Origin of the sequence: Methanoregula sp. (assembly GCF_049510175.1) — an archaeon.
GTDB lineage: Archaea > Halobacteriota > Methanomicrobia > Methanomicrobiales > Methanospirillaceae > Methanoregula.
Genome location: NZ_JBEKZF010000002.1, coordinates 407588 through 424605, shown reverse-complemented (window position 1 = coordinate 424605; position 17018 = coordinate 407588). Strand labels below are relative to the sequence as shown.

Below are 17018 nucleotides of genomic sequence, written 5' to 3'. Positions count from 1 at the left end.
CGTATCGCTGCCGCACGAGGTTATTCTGATGACGGATACGCTGAAGCAGCAGATCACCCGGAAATGTGCAGAACTGGACATACCTCTTGCAGGTTTCGCTTCAGCCGACCGGTGGGAGGTTCCGTTGTTCGAACCCTGGGTACCTGAAGAGTTCCGGCCGGGTTCGATCTTCCCGGAAGTCAAAACCGTGATCGTCATCGGAATGCCGGTCAGCCTGCCGATCGTGGATACGTCCCCATCGATTTATTACCATGAACTGTACCGTACGGTCAATGCCCTGCTGGACCAGAACGGGTACCGGATCGCATCCTTCCTCACCGAACGGGGATTCCCTTCGGTCTGGGTCCCCCGGGACGGGTATGGTTCAATAGAGGTCCTGAAGGAAAAGCCGGTCGCATTCTTCTCCCATCGCCATGCCGCGTATCTCGCCGGTCTGGGAAATTTCGGCATAAACAATACTCTCCTCACACCGGAATTCGGCCCCAGGGTCCGCTTTGCCTCAATCTTTACGGAGGCAGACATTCCTTCCGACACGATCCTTGAAAAACCGTTATGTATCCGCTGTATGCGATGCGTGAATGCCTGTCCGGTCAACGCCATTGACGGTAAAGACTATCCTTCAGGCCTGACAGCTAAAAAGGCCTGTGCAACCCGCTCAGAAGGCTTGAGCAAACGGTTCATCTCTCCCTGCGGGATCTGTATCAGGGTTTGCCCGGTGGGTCGCGACAGGGCCCAGTATCACCGGGAAGATATGGGGATATACGATGAGGGGGATGCACGTTTTTCCCCGTATCATCGTGCCTGGAAGCACGTAAGGTCGTATGGCGGCCGGTAAGGTCCGGGTGGGTTGACATGAAAATCCTGCCCGACTGATACCTTTTTTAATGATGCATCCGGAAAAAATCAGCGGCTCCTGTCGCTTTTGGATCGGGCAGGTTTTGGAATCGCTTTTATTGATTTTGCAAAGAAGAATCCCACGATGCCAAAGGTGATCAGGGGGGACACCCAGAACGGGATATCGAACCCGAAACTGTCCATGATCATGATGGCGCCCAGGAAGAAAATGGAATACATGGCGCCGTTCTTGAGATAGAGGTATTTTTTGATATTGTCGACATTCCTGATCGTCAGTTCCCTCACAATGAAAGCCCCAAGACCGTTACCGATCAGGATAAGAGGTACTGCCATCGTGAATGCAAACGCCCCAACGACACCATCGATCGAGAAGGTGGCATCGATCACTTCAAGGTAGAAGATCTTGCTCACGTCCGACATCTCATTATGCAGCATCTTCTGCTCGGCCTGCTCGGCATTCTGCCGGAACCCGTGGACAATGAAAAAGGCCGTGGACCCGATGACCGCCCCGAACGCAACCAGGGTGTTGTAGTCAAGGGCAACCCAGACAAGGGCTGCAAGGATGATGGAAACGACGGCGAAGAACCAGACCCCTTTCGATGAGAAGAACCGCTCGCCCCGCAGACCGAAATTCTTGTCTTCCAGAAACAGCCAGTGGAAGAAGAGAAACATGAGAAACGTCCCCCCACCCATCAGGAGGATGGGCGCGGACTGTCCGATGGCAGCAATCACAACCGGATCACTCGAGAACGTTGCCGTGAACGCCCCGGCCGGGCCAAGGGAAGGGGAGGACAGCCAGACAATCAGCCATGGGAAGAGCCCCCGGATCGCAAAGACCGCAAAGAGCAGCCCCCAGGTCAGGAACCACCGTTTCGCCCGTTCGCTCATCGTAAAGAGCACTTCGGCATTGATGATGGCGTTGTCTATGCTGGTGACCGTTTCGAACAGGCACAGTCCGGCGATGATGAAGACAATGGAGAGGAGGTCCATAAACCAGACACATATGGACCCGCAGGTTGCATTAACCTTATTATGAGGGGCCGTCTGGAGTGGATTTCAAAAAACGATTCTTCCATTACCCGCCCTTTTACTGAAAGAAGAGGAGAGGACAATCTGGGAATGGGAACGTAACGGGAGAGAAGCAAATTTCTATTTCTGGAGAAGGCAAACACAAGTGTAACGGATTCTTGTCATGGCTGCTGAAAAGACAACCGGTACAACGGATGGATCATCCGGGGACAGCCCCCGGGTATACGACGAAATCAGCAGCATCGCACAGCTGATGTATTCAGTCCGGACCAAAGGGGAACTGGGCACGATCCTTGCCCGGGAAGTGCAGAAGTACTCCCCGTTCGATCTCCAGATCATCGGCGGGAGGCTGAATGCAGAGATCGAGAAACTGCCATCCCCCTACCGGGAGGCCATACGTCCCTGTTTCCGCGAACAACTGTTCGGAAAACATCATCTCCTGCTCGCCATGCATCACAGCAGGGCATTCGAACGGCTTGAAACCCCGGTCCGCGACAGGGAACGGTTCGAAAAATTCTGCCGGATGCTCCCCGAAGGAAGTCTTGCCTGGAACGATTCCAGCGAGCGGAACCCGTATTTCCGCCACCCGAAGAACCGTCTTTTCTATTACTTGATCGCCGCGTTCACCATGTTCGTCCTTGACGAGCCGGGGCACCCGGTGGGTATGCCGTTCCCCGGTGGATTCAAAGTGGAGCGGCGGGGAAGGGATTACTATTGCCTGATACGGGATAAGGAAAAAGAGATTTTTTATTCCATCTGTAACTTTTGCCCGGCGCTGCAGAGCGAAGAGCCCGGGCAGGCAAGGTAATACCCTGCATGTTCTCTGGCAGCACCAGAAAAGCCGGCAAGAGTCGCTGGCGATCCTAAAGAGAGATCTGCTGGCGCCGCTGGCAATAATATAAAAACAAAAAGGTCTTCGTAAGCGTGTCAGTCCAGCGGGATGGTCTCCAGCTGCGACACGAGCTCCCAGATCCGTGTCCGCGCATGAATGGGCATATTGGGATCATTGGAGATTTCATCGATCTTTGAGATGGCTTCCGCGGCGCGCAGCCCCATTGCCTTGGAATTGTTCGTGAGCAGCGTCCGGGTCTCGTCGGCGACACGCCGGATATTTCTGGGTATAGAGCTGTCTTCCTGGATGTGCTGCAGCATCAGGATACAGTTTTCCATGGTTTTTTCAGGGATTGGCATGGTATCACCTACCTGTGTACCTGTAGTTAATATGCGGAACCGGCATATATAGTTTAAATATTGACCCGACGGTGATCCCATGTCCTCACGAAAAGAAGACGAAATCATGGCTGAATACCTCCTCAAAGGGGGTAAAATGCTCGAAAAGAGCTGCACGACCTGCGGCTGCCCGCTCTTTGAAGTCAAGGGCAAGACACTCTGCGTAGTGTGCGCCGAGAACGAGAACACGAAGAAGACAACCGAGCCCCAGAAAGCCCCGGCTGCGCAACCGGCTGAAACGCCCCATACCCACAATCACGATCACGACGCCGGTTGTACCTGCGGCGTGGATCATGACGAGGATTCGTGCACCTGTGAAGAGGAAGGAGGGCTGCTGGCAGAAGAACTCGCAATGACGATCCATGCTCTCTGCGAGCGGATCCAGAACGAGAAGGATCCGGGCCATGTCCTGACGCTGATGAATGCAGTGAAAACCGGGACCGAAGCGCTCGAGATCCTGTGCCGGTTGTAAATTTCTGATAATCCTATCTTCTCTCATTTTTCCGGTCTGGTCGTTTTCTGTACAATGCAATTGCCCTATGCGCAAACGGCTCAAAGGTAAACAGGGGTAACCCCCCCTCGACTCTTGAAACGGGTGGGGGGGAGCCCCTCCCAAAAACCAAAGAAGAGGGGGGGGTCTCCTGCATACCCCCCTTCTCAAAAATGAGAAATGTGCATTATTGCACGCGTCCCGGGGCGGTGAACCGCAAGGGATCTCTGACGGAGATGTCGTTCCCAGGGGCTACTCAATAATGATCAGGGGAGGTCTGATCCAGCCACAGGGGGGGAGGGGTATGCCGGATACCTCCCCCCCATGCGGGTGGGGGGGTCTGTTCGTTTTGAAAATCAGATGGAGGGGGGGTATACCGGATACCCCCCCATGGGAAACTTGGATTCCTGTTTCTTTTTGCATCGAAAATATCGCCATTACAATGATGCCCTACGCGCAAAACACCTGACGGGTTTTGCGCTACTCACTTACCTGTTCGAACTCTCGACGGGGCATTGAACAGAGGCGGGAGCGCCCCCCGGATGGGCGGCAGGGTTCATCGCTATTTCCTTAAATGAAAAACTTCTTTTGTCACACATTTTGTTGTTAATTACTGCTCTAGTCGGCTAATCATGCTCGTAACCGGGGTTCGAATCCCACTAACCGCACTTTTATACAGGGTTATAGTTATCTGCAATTTTGCCACCCGTCACATCTGCGGTCGTTTCTGATATCACTATTCTAAAAGAGCGGTGCAAGGGTTTAGATTTTAGTAATAAATTTATTTAAAATACCAGGTATATTGTCTTTTAAGTAATCCAACTAAAATTCAATAAAGGGACATCATACAATGAGTCTTACAGGTTTTTTACAAGTTCGAGAGGTAAAAGATAGATTTCGTACCCAATTTAAAAAGCCTGCCGTGACAAGGAAAATGATTCTTCAGGCCAAGCCATTGACCAATAATTATAGCCTCGTGGGAAGCGCGTTTGATTATTTACTTCGATTTTATCTCGAAAACAACAACCCTTCAATTAAAAAGAGTGATCTTTGGTTGGCAGAAATCTCTCTACATCTTCTCGAAACTTGGACAAAACGGGGTCAAATATCAGAAAGCAAGTTTCAATCAATAAAAAAAATTGTTGAAACCGCCAAGGAGCGGCACAAAAAATATCTAATGATCGGGGTGATGACTGATGAATTAATCAGTTCTTCAATTCAATTAGCTCGGCTTGAAATGGTGTATCGCATTGGGTTGTTATCGGATTATATTGAAAGCGTAAGGAGTGAGGATGTCGAAGATCTCAAAAAAATGATAAGTCTGATAAATCCAGATCATTTTAAAGTTACTTCTCTCTGCGTACTCAATCCAACTTTTGGTGTTGCATCAATAGCGATCGGAGGTGCAGATGCAGATCTCATTCTTGATGATGCTTTGATTGAGATTAAAACAACCATCAATCCAAAATTTGAGAGAGATTATTTTAACCAATTAATCGGGTATTTAGTTTTAAAACGAATTTCTGAATTGAAAATACTCGTTTTATCCCAAGATGCAGAAAAAAATAACAACACCTTACCGAAAGAAGAGGCATACGATTTTTCCTCTCTAGCCGGTCATAGAATAAACAAAATTGGTGTCTATTTCTCCCGATATGGGGTTATACAAACAATCGATATACGATCCATTACGAATAATGGAGAATTTGATGAGGAATTTATCGATTGGTTCCTCACTATGGGTGGAATTCCTGATGCAGACGCCGAATAATGATTTCTCCCAATTTTCATCTCTATCCATTCATCCTCCACTTAGTACCCCAATTAATTCCCATCCACACCGCATCGCATTGCCTCATCCCACTGATCCAACCGCTCCCTGACATGCTTATTCAACATAAACGGCTGATCACCCTCTGCATTCTTCTTCATGTAATGTAACGACCCTTTGGAAAATCCGCGTTTCTTCCATTCGGCATAAGGGATACTCAATATCTTTTTGCGGATATCATCCGCATCCTTACTCTATTTTCTGTTCATCATTTCGGAAAGCACAAAATAGATTACTTACCCATACTTCCTCCGGCACAGTTCGAAGATCTTCCCCGCCGTCTTCTCCCCGATCCCCCGTACCGCTATAAGTTCCTCCAGCGACGCATTCACGATCGCCTGCACCGACCCGAAGTGCGCCAGCAGGAGACGTGCATTCTTCATCCCAATCTCGGGGAATGACGAAATGATATACTCCTGCTCTTCCTTCAGGGAGCGGTACGACTTGTGCGGGTGCACCTTGCGCTCTCCGCGTTCGCTGTCCTCGCGTTTTGCAATGACGAACAGCATCTGGGCGGTATCCTGCTCATCTTTCGTATAAATGAGCGAGATCCCCATGTCAACTGTGATTGCTGCAAGCACCCCCCGGATCGCATTGGGATGGATATCCCGCTGGGTATAGAGATCCCCTCCTTCAATAATCAGGACCGGCCGCGGGACCGCGTCGGCCATCTCTTTGAGCTGCCCGAGCAGGTCGCGGTTGATGAGCGTATCGACAAAGTCCCGTGCCGTCTTGCGTTCAACAAGTATCCGGTCGCCAATTGCATAGTCACCATGCGCCAGCCGCTCAAGCCGGATCACTGCTCCCATGCCGGAGAGGACTTCAACAACTTTTGATGACGTCTCGCGGTCATCGATGACAATCTTCGGTCCCAGGGGTGTGAACTCGTCGATGCTCACCTGTTCGACAGCAACGGGCTTTTGCAGAGGGATCATCGTACTCCCGAGTGTTCGCATACTTTTGTGCATCATCTTCTCTTTCGCGGTACTGACATGGCGGAACACTTCATCGGAGGTTCCTTTCGTGACGAGCACAACCACCCTGCCGGCCCCGGTCCTCCCCGTACGGCCCTTGCGCTGGATGGAACGGATCTCGGAAGGGACTGCTTCGTAAAAGATCACCAGATCCGTGGAGGGGACGTCCAGCCCCTCCTCACCCACGGACGTGGCGATAAGCACTTTGAACTCCCCCTCCCGGAACCGGGTGAGGGCTGCGATCTGTTTCTTCTGGGAGAGGCCTTTCTCCGCATCCTTCGTTGCCTGTCCGACAAAACGCTCGCAGGCAATCCCGTTGCGGGTCAGGAAATCGACAAGGAGCTGCACGGTATCCCGGTACGTGGCGAAGAGGATGATCCGGCTGTCAGGAGATGCCTCCAGCTGTTCCCGGACAAGGCCAAGTGCAATCGCGGGTTTCGGGTGGAGTTCGTGGGTCCACTCAACGGATCGCTCGAAGAGTTCACGGAACGAACGGTCCTGTGCAAGACGCTGGCTTGCCTTGCTGCCTCCCGCACCCTTACCCTCGGCAACAAGTTTGGCAAGGTATCCCTTGAGCACCTCGCTTCCCTGCGACTCGGCGAGGGTCACCGCGTGCCTGAGTTTCATGCACTCGGCATAGACGGATGCTGCCGAGTACCCCGTTGGATCGCGGTTGGCAATCCGCTGCTGGATCTGCGCATTGATCGCATTGAGAGCCTTCATGCTGAGTTTTTCCCGCTTCGGCACGGTAAAGTGCAGGGATGCGAGCAGGGCAAGGCGTTCCTCGATGAGTGCGTTTATGGTCTGGATTGCCGCCTTGAGATCGGGCGGAAGATCGATAGTGATATACTCGAGGTCGCGCTCGAACACATACGGCCGCACATCCGGATCATTCTCCGTGCGGGTCTCGATATGTTCGATCCCAAGGTTTGCACAGACTTCCTGGACTTTTTCCTGCACTCCTCCCGGTGATGCGGTCATCGCGAGGAGGAGCGGCTTGTTTGCTGTAGCAAGGTACCGCTGGGCAAGGAAGACATACGCATAGTTGCCGACCGCACGGTGGCACTCGTCAACAATGAGAAGGGACACATCCGCGAGCGTGTACCGCCCTGCGATGAGATCATTCTTGATGACCTGCGGGGTTGCCAGTATGACGGTCGCCCGGTTCCAGTCAGCGGTCCGCTCATCGGGCGGGGCCTCTCCGGTGAACATGACAAACGGCGAGGCATCTGATCCTGCAGGGCTTTTTGCAAGGAGGTAACGTTCGAAATAACGGAGGTGTTGCTCCACAAGAGGTTTGGTGGGGGCGAGCATCAGCACCCTGCCCCCCTCGTTGTAAAGCCGGGAGGCAGCGACGAGCAGCGCAACGGCAGTCTTGCCCAGACCGGTCGGCAGGATCACCATCGTGTTCCCATCAAGCGCCCGCATCGCGACCGAGAGCTGGTACTCCCGCGACTCGATAGAGTCCGGTTTCACCATGGGGTGGCTGATGAAGGTCATGTGGTTGGTGAGAAGTTAGGTGTCCTTGGGTAATATAGGAAATTGTGGGAGTGAGACACCAATTGAAGGTTTTGCATTCAGAAAATATTTATCAATTACAATTTAAAATGGAAAATATGGGTAAGGTTTGTACTAGTTGCGGTAAGCAGCTCTCTTTTTTCTTTGGTCTTTTTAATTCCGTATGCGATGAATGCAGTCACAAGATAGATGTTAAAATGAATGTTGATAATAAGTCGGATAAAACGAATTCTCAAAATTATGGCACAAAAATTGGTGGTGAAATTGCATATTTTGGTCTTCAAGATTGGTGGTTCAACGAGCTAACAAAGGAAGAACGAGATACAATATTATCAATCTATCAACCATTCGGGTTTTCAAAAAATTCCCTGATTGAAGGAAAAATTTCTTATACGGATCAGACTGCCATAGGCTTATTGACAGGATTGCTGAGTTGGTTTAAAAAACCGGAATATCAAAAAATTAGCTCAAAAATCATCAAAAAAGTTGACAGCATGTCATCAAAAACTGGTTCTGTGATGGACAAACATTTTTTCTTATCAACCAAGATTCAAACCCTTTATCGAAATCGGGACGCAAATGATTCAGACTTATCAGCCGCGATTGAAGCCTGTAAAGAGCAGATCAGTATATCAGCGAATGCGAAAAGAGCATTCTTGAAGGAATATCCCGGCAGTCCTTTACCGTCTCATGTTGGGTACAATCAGTTATGCATTATTTTGGAAAAACAGAAAAATTATGAGGAAGTAATCCGACTTTCAAAGAAAGCCAAAGAACAAGGTTGGATGGGAGATTGGGATAAACGGATTGAGCGTTGTATGAAAAAACAAAAGAGTAAGTAAGCATTCATCAAAGTGAATTTAAAATCGCTCTATTTATTATGACAATTCCCACCCCCGTCGGGGGTCGCTCGGCCGCCTCATCGGGGCCTCGCTGGGCAAATTACCGGTTTTCTTTTCTCGTAGAGGAATTATGGCCGCCGCGGGGGCGCCCCGTCGGGGGCGGCGGCGTCTATCGCAAAGAGGATATGGGGGCATCAGCCCCCCATCATCATTGTAATAAAATTATTATTAGTATAAATTAATGAAATCCTTAAGGATCATTTTGCATTATGGAATCACTTGAATTATTTTTATCCGCCGAAAACGAATGTGAAGAAAAAACAAATAAAATACTGAGAGAGTCGTTTGCCCTGAACGATGAATTGCTAGATTTAAACTTGAGAATATATGATCAAAACTTCAGTAAAGAACCGCCACTGACAGGGGAATATCCATTTGCGGTAATTGTTCTTCAGAATGAAAAATTAAAATCGTTACGTTGCTTGTCGATTTTATTGAAAAAGGGGTACTATTCGGAATTTCATTCAATTTTGAGAGATGTATTAGATATTAGTCGAAGAAGTCAATTTTTTTTAAAACATCCAGAAAAATCGATCGATTGGATAAACGGAGAAGAAATAAAATTTGGGAAAATCAATCCAGAATTATCAGATTCAGAGAACTGGGGAAGTCTTTATGGAAATTTGTGTGATTTCACTCACCGACACATTCGAAGTACATTCTGGGAAACTACACTGTATAAAGAAAGTCATGAATTGAGTCTTAGTAAAAAACCAACTTTTCAAAAACCTGTTGCGTATTCTTTAATTTCGGATCTTTTAGCGTTCAATTTTCTTACCTTTTTAATTTTTGAAGACTTTTTGAAGACATATCACAATGATTTGGATCAAGAAGACATTGAAGAATTCAAAGATCTTCTAAAAAGGTGGTTCAAACACTCGAAAAAAGTTGAGAAATTTCAGTCAGATCCCAAGAACATCGCATGGAGAGATTCCATAAAAAGTGAATAATGATAATATTTTTCAAGGCACTAGCTGGGCGAACGTAACGCTCCCGTCAACCAGCGCCCCGACCGTCTCCGGCAGCTTCTCTATCGCGATCCGCACCTGCTTCATGCTGTCCCGGTCCCGCAGCGTGACGGTGTTGTTCTCTTTTGTGTCATAATCAACCGTGACGGCAAAGGGGGTGCCGATCTCGTCCTGCCGTCGGTACCTCCGGCCGATCGCCCCGCTGTCGTCATATTCCGCGAGAATGCCCCGCTTGTGGAGGGTCCGGGTGATCTCATCCGCGATGATATCGAGGCCGTCACGGGTCATGAGCGGGAAGACCGCAACCTGAACGGGTGCCACCCTGGGGGACAGGCGCATGACCGTACGCGTCTCACCATCGGCTGTATCCTCGTCATAGGCCTGTTCGAGCACCGCATAGCACATGCGGTCGATACCATAAGAGGGCTCGATAACGTGCGGGACAATGTCCTCGCCCCGCACATCTATAACCTCGTCACGGATCTCAAAGAGGTCGGCAGGAATATGGATCTTCTCGCCTTCGACTTCCACATCTGCGCCGTCCTTTGTCGGGGTCGCCTGCCCGAGTGCCGCAAAGATTGCCTTTGCCTTGTTCCGGTACTGCTTCCCGAGGACCCCCATGTTGGGGATGATGCGCCGGCGTTTCACCTTGCGGGGCTCCGGGTACTGGATGAAAACGGTCATCGGGGTACCGCTCTGCTTTGCATGGGCGTTGAGATCGTAGTCCGTGCGGTCGGCGATACCAACGGTCTCGACCCACCCGAACCTGCCGGAGAAGATCTCGGCATCCCAGCAGTCGTTCGCATAGTGGGCCAGCTCATCGGGCAGGTGCTGGCGGAACCGGAGCCGGTCCGGTTTTATCCCGATCGTGATGAGGAGCTCGTGGGTGAGCGCCACGTAATAGGCCACGTACTCGTTTGCAATCACGCCTTTGTCCACGGCTTCCCGCATGGAGAGGACAATGGGAGCCTCGTCCTTCTGCTGCCGGTCAGAGGTGAGGAGGGGCATCCGGTAGTCTGCGTAGCGGCTGAACTTCGGGTGACGGTTCTTCTCATCCGGGTGGACGAAGATCTCTGCCTCTGCCTGGGTGAACTCCCGGAGCCGGATCATCCCCTGCCGGGGGGAGATCTCGTTCCGGTAGGATTTGCCGATCTGGACTGCCCCGAAGGGGAGCTTGTCCCGGTAGAACCGGAGCAGCCGGGCAAAATCCACGAACATGCCCTGCGCCGTCTCCGGGCGGAGGTAGCCGGTCCGCTGGGCTCCCGGGCCGATCCTAGTCTTGAACATCAGGTTGAACTGGAAGACCTCGACATTCCCGAGCACCTCTTCGCAGGCAAGGCATTTGCAGCTGGCGAGGGCTGCGGCAAGCTCCTCGTTTTTCATGGTGGACGCATTCCGGATCCCCCCGCCCTCGGCAACATGGTCTGCCCGCAGGTATTCCTTGCAATGCGGGCACTGGCACATCTTATCGGCAAACCCGGCAACATGGCCGGAGGCGATAAAGACGGCCTCCTGCGCGATTGTCGGGCATTCAATCTCATAATAGCCCTCCCGGATCACGTAAAAATCCCGCCAGATATTCTCGATCCGCCGCTTCATCATCGCGCCAAGCGGACCGTAATCGATAAAACCCGCCACCGCACCGTAACATTCCGACGTAGGCCAGATGAAACCCCGGCGTTTGGCAAGTTCCATCACGTTCTCAAAGACATCGCTCATGGTGATCACGAAATACTCGTCTCTCATACTGTTGAACGACTGGCGACAAAAAGACTCTGATGGTTTTTTGTCCGTGCAGATGCTGCCTGACGCAGGATGAAATTCCCCGCACCGGAAAATGAGGGGCCGACTACTGCATCAATTGAGCCAGTGAAAAGAACACCGATGCGGGCAATCTGCACAGGAAATCATGCATCAATCACTGGATAATTTAATCGCAATTTATACGTCTTTTGGTCAAACAAAGCGTAAGGATAGCATTAAATAGTAGACGAAGTATTGTATATCCTAATCCCAATACGGGGTATGCAATGACCGAAGACAAACGCAAGGTACACCTTTTGAAACTCTTCAGTACCATGTCGGGCAAGACCAAGATTGTCGAACCGATGAAAAACATCCATGGCACATTGAGAGACAGTGACGCGATCGAACGCGAGGTCGCTCTCGTCATGAGAGAGATCACGGAACAGGGAATCTTCAAGACCTCATTAAGACCGATCCAGCTTGCAAAGCTTGTCACGTCATTCTATGCAGAAAAGAATGACACCGAGATTGCCCGCGAACTTGGGGACGAGAAACTGAGCAAGACGGTGGCACGGGCCCGGGTACGGCTCAAGCTCTTCCGGGAACTTGACTTCAAGATGCCCTTTGACAAGGAGAAGATGGAGGAACTGATCGATTCCGGCAAGACGATGAAAGAAGTTTCCGAGGAGCTCGGCGTAAGCCCCTCGACCCTCCGCGAATACCGGCATGTGATCGAAGAACAGGAAGACCCGACCATCGATCCCTATATCGACCGGATCCGCGACGTGATGGAAGACCGGGATCTCTCCGAACAGATGACCCGGAGCGCCACTGCTGACAGTCTCGGTGACTCGATCGATATCACTGAAGCCGAATTGATCGATGTGACATAAGGGTTCAGTTCCCCGATCCGGAACTCCTTTTTTTACCGGGGGGTCGCTCTCGTTTTTATTCATTTTTTTCATTCAACATCCGGAGGGTAAATTTCATTCGGGAGTAATCTGATCTGCATATATGCAACTGACCTGGCTCGGACATTCCTGCGTGCTCCTCTCCGGAACAAAAAAAGTACTGGTTGACCCGTTCATCGAAGGAGGCAGTGTCACCGACACCAACCCGGATATTGTTGCCATCACCCATGGACACAGTGACCATATGGGTGAGGCCGTATCGATGGCCAAAAAAACTGTTGCCATTTCCGAAATCGCAAAGTACCTGAAAAATAAGGGAGTGCCGGTCGAGAGCATGAATATCGGCGGCACACTGGTGGTTGACGGCATCTCGTTCACCATGACGACCGGAGTGCATTCAACGTCCATAGAAGAGGCAGGGCTGGGTTTTTCCGGGGGCACCGCGGCAGGTTTTGTCATCGGCATGGACGGGATCAGGGTATACCATGCAGGGGACACTGCCCTTTTTTCCGATATGAAACTGATCGGCGAACTCTACCATCCCGATGTGGCACTCCTCCCCATAGGGGGAAGGTACACGATGGGTGTTACCGAGGCAATGATGGCAGCAAACTTCATCGGTGCAAAGACGATCATCCCGATCCATTACAATACATGGGATCGGATTGCTGCTGATCCGCAGGTCCTGAAAAAAGCGGTCGAAAGGACCACGGATCTCAAGGTCACGGTGCTCCAGCCGGGCGAGAGCCTTGAGCTCCTCCCGTGATCCTTTTTATCCCCCACAGGTTCTTCGCTGTCATCATAAACGTGTTTTAATGATACCAGCGCCAACTGTTTTGTCCACCATTCCGGACCCGGGAGAATCAATTCGAACTGTACGAAAGGTGGATCAAAGAAGAACGAATGAACTGACTGCAAAACGGTCAACAAGAAGACCGTCGGGATCTGTGTCTGTTTTGATTGAGGCCATACGTGGGAGCAGCCGCTCTGGTCCCGGCACACGGCGTTCCAGCGCTGACAGAAATTCTTTTAAAACCGTCTTCCCCAGTTCAATAGGGAAAGATCATGGCACTGGAATGGGATCCGATCCTGTTTGTCAACCTGGTATTGTGCATAGCGATTGTCATTCTCGGATATCTCTGTTTCCGGAAGAGCGGCAAGATGCTGCCGGCCATTATCGGGGCGGCATTTGGTCTCTTTGGTCTCTCGCATGCGGCCACCCTTGCGGGGTTCAAAGATACCCTGACAATCCCCCTGATTATCATCAGGACGCTTGCTTATGGGCTCGTGATTGTTGCTCTCTGGCTCTCCCTGAAGATCAGCATGATGCAGAAAGAGACCCGCCAGGTATAGGTTGATTATTTCAGGAGCAAGACCAGGCAGGCAAGAGAGAAGTAGCCGGATTCCCGTCATCTTATCTCTCCCGGCCTGGGTCATAGGCAACTGAAAGGATTAAAGGGATCCGGGATGATAACAGAGGTGTAGTACGTATGCCCCGTTTCCACAGAACAATCGTCATTATCATACTCCTGCTCGCCTTCCTGCTCCTTAGCGGCACTGCTTCAGCTGCTGGTATCCAGGCATATATGGGCGATACGATCCCGCTCTCTGGATATTCCCCGAGCAGCCCCTCGGTCTACCTCTTCCTGACCGGGCCCAATCTCCCGGTAAACGGGGTTGCCCTCAACGATATAACAAAACGTGCAGACGAAGGGGGGTTCACGGTCGTATCGGTAGCCGGGGAGGATGACCGCTGGAGTTACAACTGGCACACTTCCGCAATTAACGGGCGCCTCGATGAAGGAACCTACACGGTCTGGGTCGTCAACGGCCCGAACGACCGTTCAAATCTGCAGAATGCTGAATACGGTACCATCTCTGTCACTTTCAGCAGTCCAACGATCTCGATCACGACACAGGCCCAGCCCGGCTCCCTTGTCATCAGTTCTCTACCAAATAATGCTTCCATTGTCGTCAACGGCCAGTACCGTGGAAAAACGCCGCTTACGCTGGACAACCTCGATCCGGGAACCTATACCGTCAATATCTCAAAATTCGGGTTCTCCCCTTCCACTGCAACAACGAATCTTCAATCCGGTGAGCGCCAGGAGATCACTGCGACCCTCCCTGCGGAAACCGGCTCGCTGATCATCAATACCACCCCGCCCGGTGCGAGGGTCATGTTTGATAACAGGGATGCCGGTCTCTCTCCGGCCACTCTGGCAGATCTCGCGCCGGGCAACCACACGATCACCATTACCAAAGACGGATATACTCCCTCAACTCAGCAGGTGAAAATCACCGCAGGCACTGCCATTCCCGTGAATGTCGTTCTTTCACCATCATCCCCCTTTTCGGCACTCCCGATGAAGACACCGGGGCTGACGCAGGTCACCCTGCTGGCACTCTGTGCAGCCGCCGCAACCGTAGGTCACATCCGGTCACGGTCACGATGACCGGTATCCCCTTTTAAAAAGTCCTGTTCCTCCGGCATATCCGGTTGTGGCACTGCACAGACAGGGATTTATATCCGAATACGGGCAACCGGATTGAAGACACCATGGATCTGTTCGATATTCTTATGATCATCGCGCTAGGCACCCTTGCCGGAACCATGATCGGCCTGTTGATCGGGTATGCGGCAAAGTGCCAGGGATACCGGTGGTCTCTGATGACACATAAGGAAAAGATGATCAAAAGTGGTCTTGTGCTCTTCTTTTCAGCTGCATGCATTGCCGGTCTTGTATGGTACGAGCTGATGTGAACAGGGGATTCGTGAAACCTGATCCGCATCTCCGGTGAAAAAAAAAAAAGTTACTCCAGCCACCGCGTCACTTCATCGACCGGGGGTCGTATGGATGGGGAGAGTTCGTCTTCGGAATGCCCGATCGCACAGCCCATCAGCTCCCACGTCCCGGGTGGGATCCCGAGGATCGCACAGAATGCAGGATCTGTTGACATCTGCGAAGTAACCGAGACCAGCTGGAACCCCAGACCCAGAGCGGTTGCCTTGAGCCACATGTTCTCCATGCAGTGGGCAAGTGACTGGAGCTCCACCGGAGGGAACCCTTTCCGCTCGGCTGCCACAATATAGTACGGGGCGGTCCCGACTCCGGGCACGATACCGGATTTCCGGATCATCGAAAGCCGCTGTGCAAACATACCGGCTTTTGCCCGGAGTGCGGGGTTTTTCTCCATATCCTTCTCCAGGCCCTCCGCCATGCGTATTACCTGGTCTTTCACCAGGGGCATGGCAGCGTTCAGGCTCTGAGAGCCGCGTTTCATGACGAAGAACCTGCGGAAATAGTCCTTTGAGTTCCCTACCGCTGCCGCAGCAAAGGGGGCAAGCAGGCCGGCGTTGAGGACAGGCCGGATTTCATCCTCCGCGGGAAACTCCTGCCGGAACACACGGTGGGAACGGCGCTCCGCAAGGATCTGGTCGAGGCATACATTTCTCTGTTCGAACACTTCTGTGCACATGGTTGTTCCAGCACTGCATTGGAGGAGCGGGTTCTTCAAGATGATCCATGAGGTAAAACAGAGAGAGGCTGGTTGCAACGCGTGTATTCATTGGCGGGCGTCCGGGCGAAGTCATCCCCAGTTATTCGCGGCGCTCTGCATGGAGTACGCCCATGACTCCCATCACGTCATGACTGGGTGTCCGTGCGATGCTGAAATCAAAATGACACCCGATGTAATCGAGAAGCGCCGGGTTCGGTCGGCCGCCGATAGGGGGGATGTGCAGTTCCATCTCAATCCTGCGGATACCCCCGAGCTCTTCCGGCCGGATCAGCCACTCGGCACCTTCGCAGTCGCATTTCAGGAAATCGCATCCCCCGGCCATATCGATGATCGCTGCGAGAGTGTATGTCGCGACGGTGACCGTGCTGCCGTCCCAGCTGCATGCGCAGGGTTTCCCGTTTCCCAGTCCAGCCCTGATGATGCGAACCGGTGCCTTGTTGGCGCGGATATTTTCCTCAAGGAGGTCGGTCGTCACCGGTTCAACGGCAGTGACGTGGCACGACATCCGGGAGGCACGAATGCAGAATGCCCCGACATTAGCCCCGATATCAATGACCCGGTCTTCGGGCCGTATATCCCCTGCGAAGTATTCCCGTACATCATAGATCTGGCGGTACGGTGTCTCCGTTCGGATAAAGGTAACATCATCGGGGGTAACAAAACGGGGAGGGGACATTATTCCAACACCATCCAGACAAGCAGAGAGGGGATTATGCTTTCTTTTTGATAAACGTGCCTTCTTCGTATTCCCGGAAGGCCTCGCGCAACTCCTCGCGGGTATTCATCACGATGGGCCCTCTCCACGCCACCGGTTCACCGATCGGCTTTCCCGACAGGAAGAGAAAGCGCACGCCCTTTTCAAACGATCTGGCCCATATGGAAGAACCGTTACCGAAGAGGACTGCATCCCGGTTATACACGTGGTGCCCTTCTTCAGGATCGAATGCCCCCTCACTGCCAATGATGTATGCCACAGCGGTGTATCCCCCCTTGACCGGATGGGTGAAATGGGTGTCAGGTCCCCGCGAAGGGGCCATAGATC

18 protein-coding genes are annotated in these 17018 nt (G+C 51.9%); 11 read left to right on the top strand and 7 right to left on the bottom strand.

What is annotated here, in order from left to right:
• Nucleotides 1-28: 28 nt before the first annotated feature.
• Nucleotides 29-835 carry a 4Fe-4S binding protein gene (locus ABSG49_RS05265; protein WP_424025056.1) on the top strand — a complete coding sequence of 269 codons (807 nt, stop codon included), beginning with the start codon at nucleotides 29-31 and terminating at the stop codon, nucleotides 833-835.
• A gap of 68 nt (nucleotides 836-903) precedes the next feature.
• Here ABSG49_RS05265 and ABSG49_RS05260 read toward each other — a convergent pair whose 3' ends face one another.
• Complete coding sequence (locus tag ABSG49_RS05260; protein WP_424025055.1) at nucleotides 904-1845, bottom strand: DUF475 domain-containing protein; 942 nt, start codon at nucleotides 1843-1845, stop codon at nucleotides 904-906.
• A gap of 202 nt (nucleotides 1846-2047) precedes the next feature.
• Between ABSG49_RS05260 and ABSG49_RS05255 the strand changes: the two genes are divergently transcribed.
• Nucleotides 2048-2692 (top strand): DUF2115 domain-containing protein, encoded by a 645-nt coding sequence (locus tag ABSG49_RS05255; protein ID WP_424025054.1) that lies wholly within the window; start codon nucleotides 2048-2050, stop codon nucleotides 2690-2692.
• 119 nt (nucleotides 2693-2811) lie between these two features.
• On the opposite strand, the gene ABSG49_RS05250 is transcribed toward ABSG49_RS05255, so the two are convergent.
• Nucleotides 2812-3075, bottom strand: a complete 264-nt coding sequence (locus ABSG49_RS05250) for a stationary phase-response protein (protein WP_424025053.1) — start codon at nucleotides 3073-3075, stop codon at nucleotides 2812-2814.
• 79 nt (nucleotides 3076-3154) lie between these two features.
• On the opposite strand from ABSG49_RS05250, the gene ABSG49_RS05245 reads away from it, so the two are divergent.
• Nucleotides 3155-3586, top strand: a complete 432-nt coding sequence (locus tag ABSG49_RS05245) for an Sjogren's syndrome/scleroderma autoantigen 1 family protein (RefSeq protein WP_424025052.1) — start codon at nucleotides 3155-3157, stop codon at nucleotides 3584-3586.
• 868 nt (nucleotides 3587-4454) lie between these two features.
• Nucleotides 4455-5375: a hypothetical protein gene (locus ABSG49_RS05240; RefSeq protein WP_424025051.1), complete on the top strand. Its 921-nt coding sequence runs from the start codon at nucleotides 4455-4457 to the stop codon at nucleotides 5373-5375.
• A 296-nt stretch (nucleotides 5376-5671) separates the two neighbouring features.
• Here ABSG49_RS05240 and ABSG49_RS05235 read toward each other — a convergent pair whose 3' ends face one another.
• A complete protein-coding gene (locus tag ABSG49_RS05235; protein ID WP_424025050.1) occupies nucleotides 5672-7909 on the bottom strand; it encodes a DEAD/DEAH box helicase in 2238 nt (745 codons plus the stop codon).
• Between the two features lie 44 nt (nucleotides 7910-7953).
• Between ABSG49_RS05235 and ABSG49_RS05230 the strand changes: the two genes are divergently transcribed.
• Both ABSG49_RS05230 and ABSG49_RS05225 read left to right on the top strand, forming a co-directional pair.
• Nucleotides 7954-8769, top strand: a complete 816-nt coding sequence (locus tag ABSG49_RS05230; protein ID WP_424025049.1) for a hypothetical protein — start codon at nucleotides 7954-7956, stop codon at nucleotides 8767-8769.
• Nucleotides 8770-9038: 269 nt separating this feature from the next.
• Nucleotides 9039-9779 carry a hypothetical protein gene (locus ABSG49_RS05225; RefSeq protein WP_424025048.1) on the top strand — a complete coding sequence of 247 codons (741 nt, stop codon included), beginning with the start codon at nucleotides 9039-9041 and terminating at the stop codon, nucleotides 9777-9779.
• 12 nt (nucleotides 9780-9791) lie between these two features.
• Here the strand turns inward: ABSG49_RS05225 and glyS are convergent, their stop codons facing one another.
• Nucleotides 9792-11516: a glycine--tRNA ligase gene (glyS, locus tag ABSG49_RS05220; protein ID WP_424025148.1), complete on the bottom strand. Its 1725-nt coding sequence runs from the start codon at nucleotides 11514-11516 to the stop codon at nucleotides 9792-9794.
• Between the two features lie 311 nt (nucleotides 11517-11827).
• Between glyS and ABSG49_RS05215 the strand changes: the two genes are divergently transcribed.
• From ABSG49_RS05215 to ABSG49_RS05195, 5 genes are all read left to right on the top strand, one after another.
• Nucleotides 11828-12436, top strand: coding sequence for a response regulator receiver protein (locus tag ABSG49_RS05215; protein WP_424025047.1), 609 nt, complete (start codon nucleotides 11828-11830; stop codon nucleotides 12434-12436).
• Nucleotides 12437-12557: 121 nt separating this feature from the next.
• Entirely contained in the window at nucleotides 12558-13220 is a 663-nt protein-coding gene (locus tag ABSG49_RS05210; protein WP_424025046.1) for a metal-dependent hydrolase, read from the top strand.
• A gap of 299 nt (nucleotides 13221-13519) precedes the next feature.
• A complete protein-coding gene (locus tag ABSG49_RS05205) occupies nucleotides 13520-13807 on the top strand; it encodes a hypothetical protein (RefSeq protein WP_424025045.1) in 288 nt (95 codons plus the stop codon).
• A gap of 137 nt (nucleotides 13808-13944) precedes the next feature.
• The gene (locus ABSG49_RS05200; protein ID WP_424025044.1) at nucleotides 13945-14910 is read left to right on the top strand and encodes a PEGA domain-containing protein; all 966 of its coding nucleotides are present in this window, start codon (nucleotides 13945-13947) and stop codon (nucleotides 14908-14910) included.
• 104 nt (nucleotides 14911-15014) lie between these two features.
• The gene (locus tag ABSG49_RS05195; protein WP_424025043.1) at nucleotides 15015-15218 is read left to right on the top strand and encodes a hypothetical protein; all 204 of its coding nucleotides are present in this window, start codon (nucleotides 15015-15017) and stop codon (nucleotides 15216-15218) included.
• A gap of 50 nt (nucleotides 15219-15268) precedes the next feature.
• On the opposite strand, the gene ABSG49_RS05190 is transcribed toward ABSG49_RS05195, so the two are convergent.
• The 3 genes from ABSG49_RS05190 to ABSG49_RS05180 form a co-directional block, all read right to left on the bottom strand.
• A complete protein-coding gene (locus ABSG49_RS05190) occupies nucleotides 15269-15934 on the bottom strand; it encodes a nitroreductase family protein (protein ID WP_424025042.1) in 666 nt (221 codons plus the stop codon).
• A 121-nt stretch (nucleotides 15935-16055) separates the two neighbouring features.
• Nucleotides 16056-16652 (bottom strand): FkbM family methyltransferase, encoded by a 597-nt coding sequence (locus ABSG49_RS05185; protein ID WP_424025041.1) that lies wholly within the window; start codon nucleotides 16650-16652, stop codon nucleotides 16056-16058.
• Nucleotides 16653-16686: 34 nt separating this feature from the next.
• The gene (locus ABSG49_RS05180; protein WP_424025040.1) at nucleotides 16687-17013 is read right to left on the bottom strand and encodes a pirin-like C-terminal cupin domain-containing protein; all 327 of its coding nucleotides are present in this window, start codon (nucleotides 17011-17013) and stop codon (nucleotides 16687-16689) included.
• Nucleotides 17014-17018: the final 5 nt, after the last annotated feature.

What these genes read in the sequence shown, in the direction of transcription:
- ABSG49_RS05265 (WP_424025056.1), top strand. Translation starts at nt 29, where the DNA reads ATGACGGATACGCTGAAGCAGCAGATCACCCGGAAATGTGCAGAACTG.
- ABSG49_RS05260 (WP_424025055.1), bottom strand. Translation starts at nt 1,845, where the DNA reads ATGGACCTCCTCTCCATTGTCTTCATCATCGCCGGACTGTGCCTGTTC.
- ABSG49_RS05255 (WP_424025054.1), top strand. Translation starts at nt 2,048, where the DNA reads ATGGCTGCTGAAAAGACAACCGGTACAACGGATGGATCATCCGGGGAC.
- ABSG49_RS05250 (WP_424025053.1), bottom strand. Translation starts at nt 3,075, where the DNA reads ATGCCAATCCCTGAAAAAACCATGGAAAACTGTATCCTGATGCTGCAG.
- ABSG49_RS05245 (WP_424025052.1), top strand. Translation starts at nt 3,155, where the DNA reads ATGTCCTCACGAAAAGAAGACGAAATCATGGCTGAATACCTCCTCAAA.
- ABSG49_RS05240 (WP_424025051.1), top strand. Translation starts at nt 4,455, where the DNA reads ATGAGTCTTACAGGTTTTTTACAAGTTCGAGAGGTAAAAGATAGATTT.
- ABSG49_RS05235 (WP_424025050.1), bottom strand. Translation starts at nt 7,909, where the DNA reads ATGACCTTCATCAGCCACCCCATGGTGAAACCGGACTCTATCGAGTCG.
- ABSG49_RS05225 (WP_424025048.1), top strand. Translation starts at nt 9,039, where the DNA reads ATGGAATCACTTGAATTATTTTTATCCGCCGAAAACGAATGTGAAGAA.
- glyS (WP_424025148.1), bottom strand. Translation starts at nt 11,516, where the DNA reads ATGAGCGATGTCTTTGAGAACGTGATGGAACTTGCCAAACGCCGGGGT.
- ABSG49_RS05215 (WP_424025047.1), top strand. Translation starts at nt 11,828, where the DNA reads ATGACCGAAGACAAACGCAAGGTACACCTTTTGAAACTCTTCAGTACC.
- ABSG49_RS05210 (WP_424025046.1), top strand. Translation starts at nt 12,558, where the DNA reads ATGCAACTGACCTGGCTCGGACATTCCTGCGTGCTCCTCTCCGGAACA.
- ABSG49_RS05205 (WP_424025045.1), top strand. Translation starts at nt 13,520, where the DNA reads ATGGCACTGGAATGGGATCCGATCCTGTTTGTCAACCTGGTATTGTGC.
- ABSG49_RS05200 (WP_424025044.1), top strand. Translation starts at nt 13,945, where the DNA reads ATGCCCCGTTTCCACAGAACAATCGTCATTATCATACTCCTGCTCGCC.
- ABSG49_RS05195 (WP_424025043.1), top strand. Translation starts at nt 15,015, where the DNA reads ATGGATCTGTTCGATATTCTTATGATCATCGCGCTAGGCACCCTTGCC.
- ABSG49_RS05190 (WP_424025042.1), bottom strand. Translation starts at nt 15,934, where the DNA reads ATGTGCACAGAAGTGTTCGAACAGAGAAATGTATGCCTCGACCAGATC.
- ABSG49_RS05185 (WP_424025041.1), bottom strand. Translation starts at nt 16,652, where the DNA reads ATGTCCCCTCCCCGTTTTGTTACCCCCGATGATGTTACCTTTATCCGA.
- ABSG49_RS05180 (WP_424025040.1), bottom strand. Translation starts at nt 17,013, where the DNA reads ATGGCCCCTTCGCGGGGACCTGACACCCATTTCACCCATCCGGTCAAG.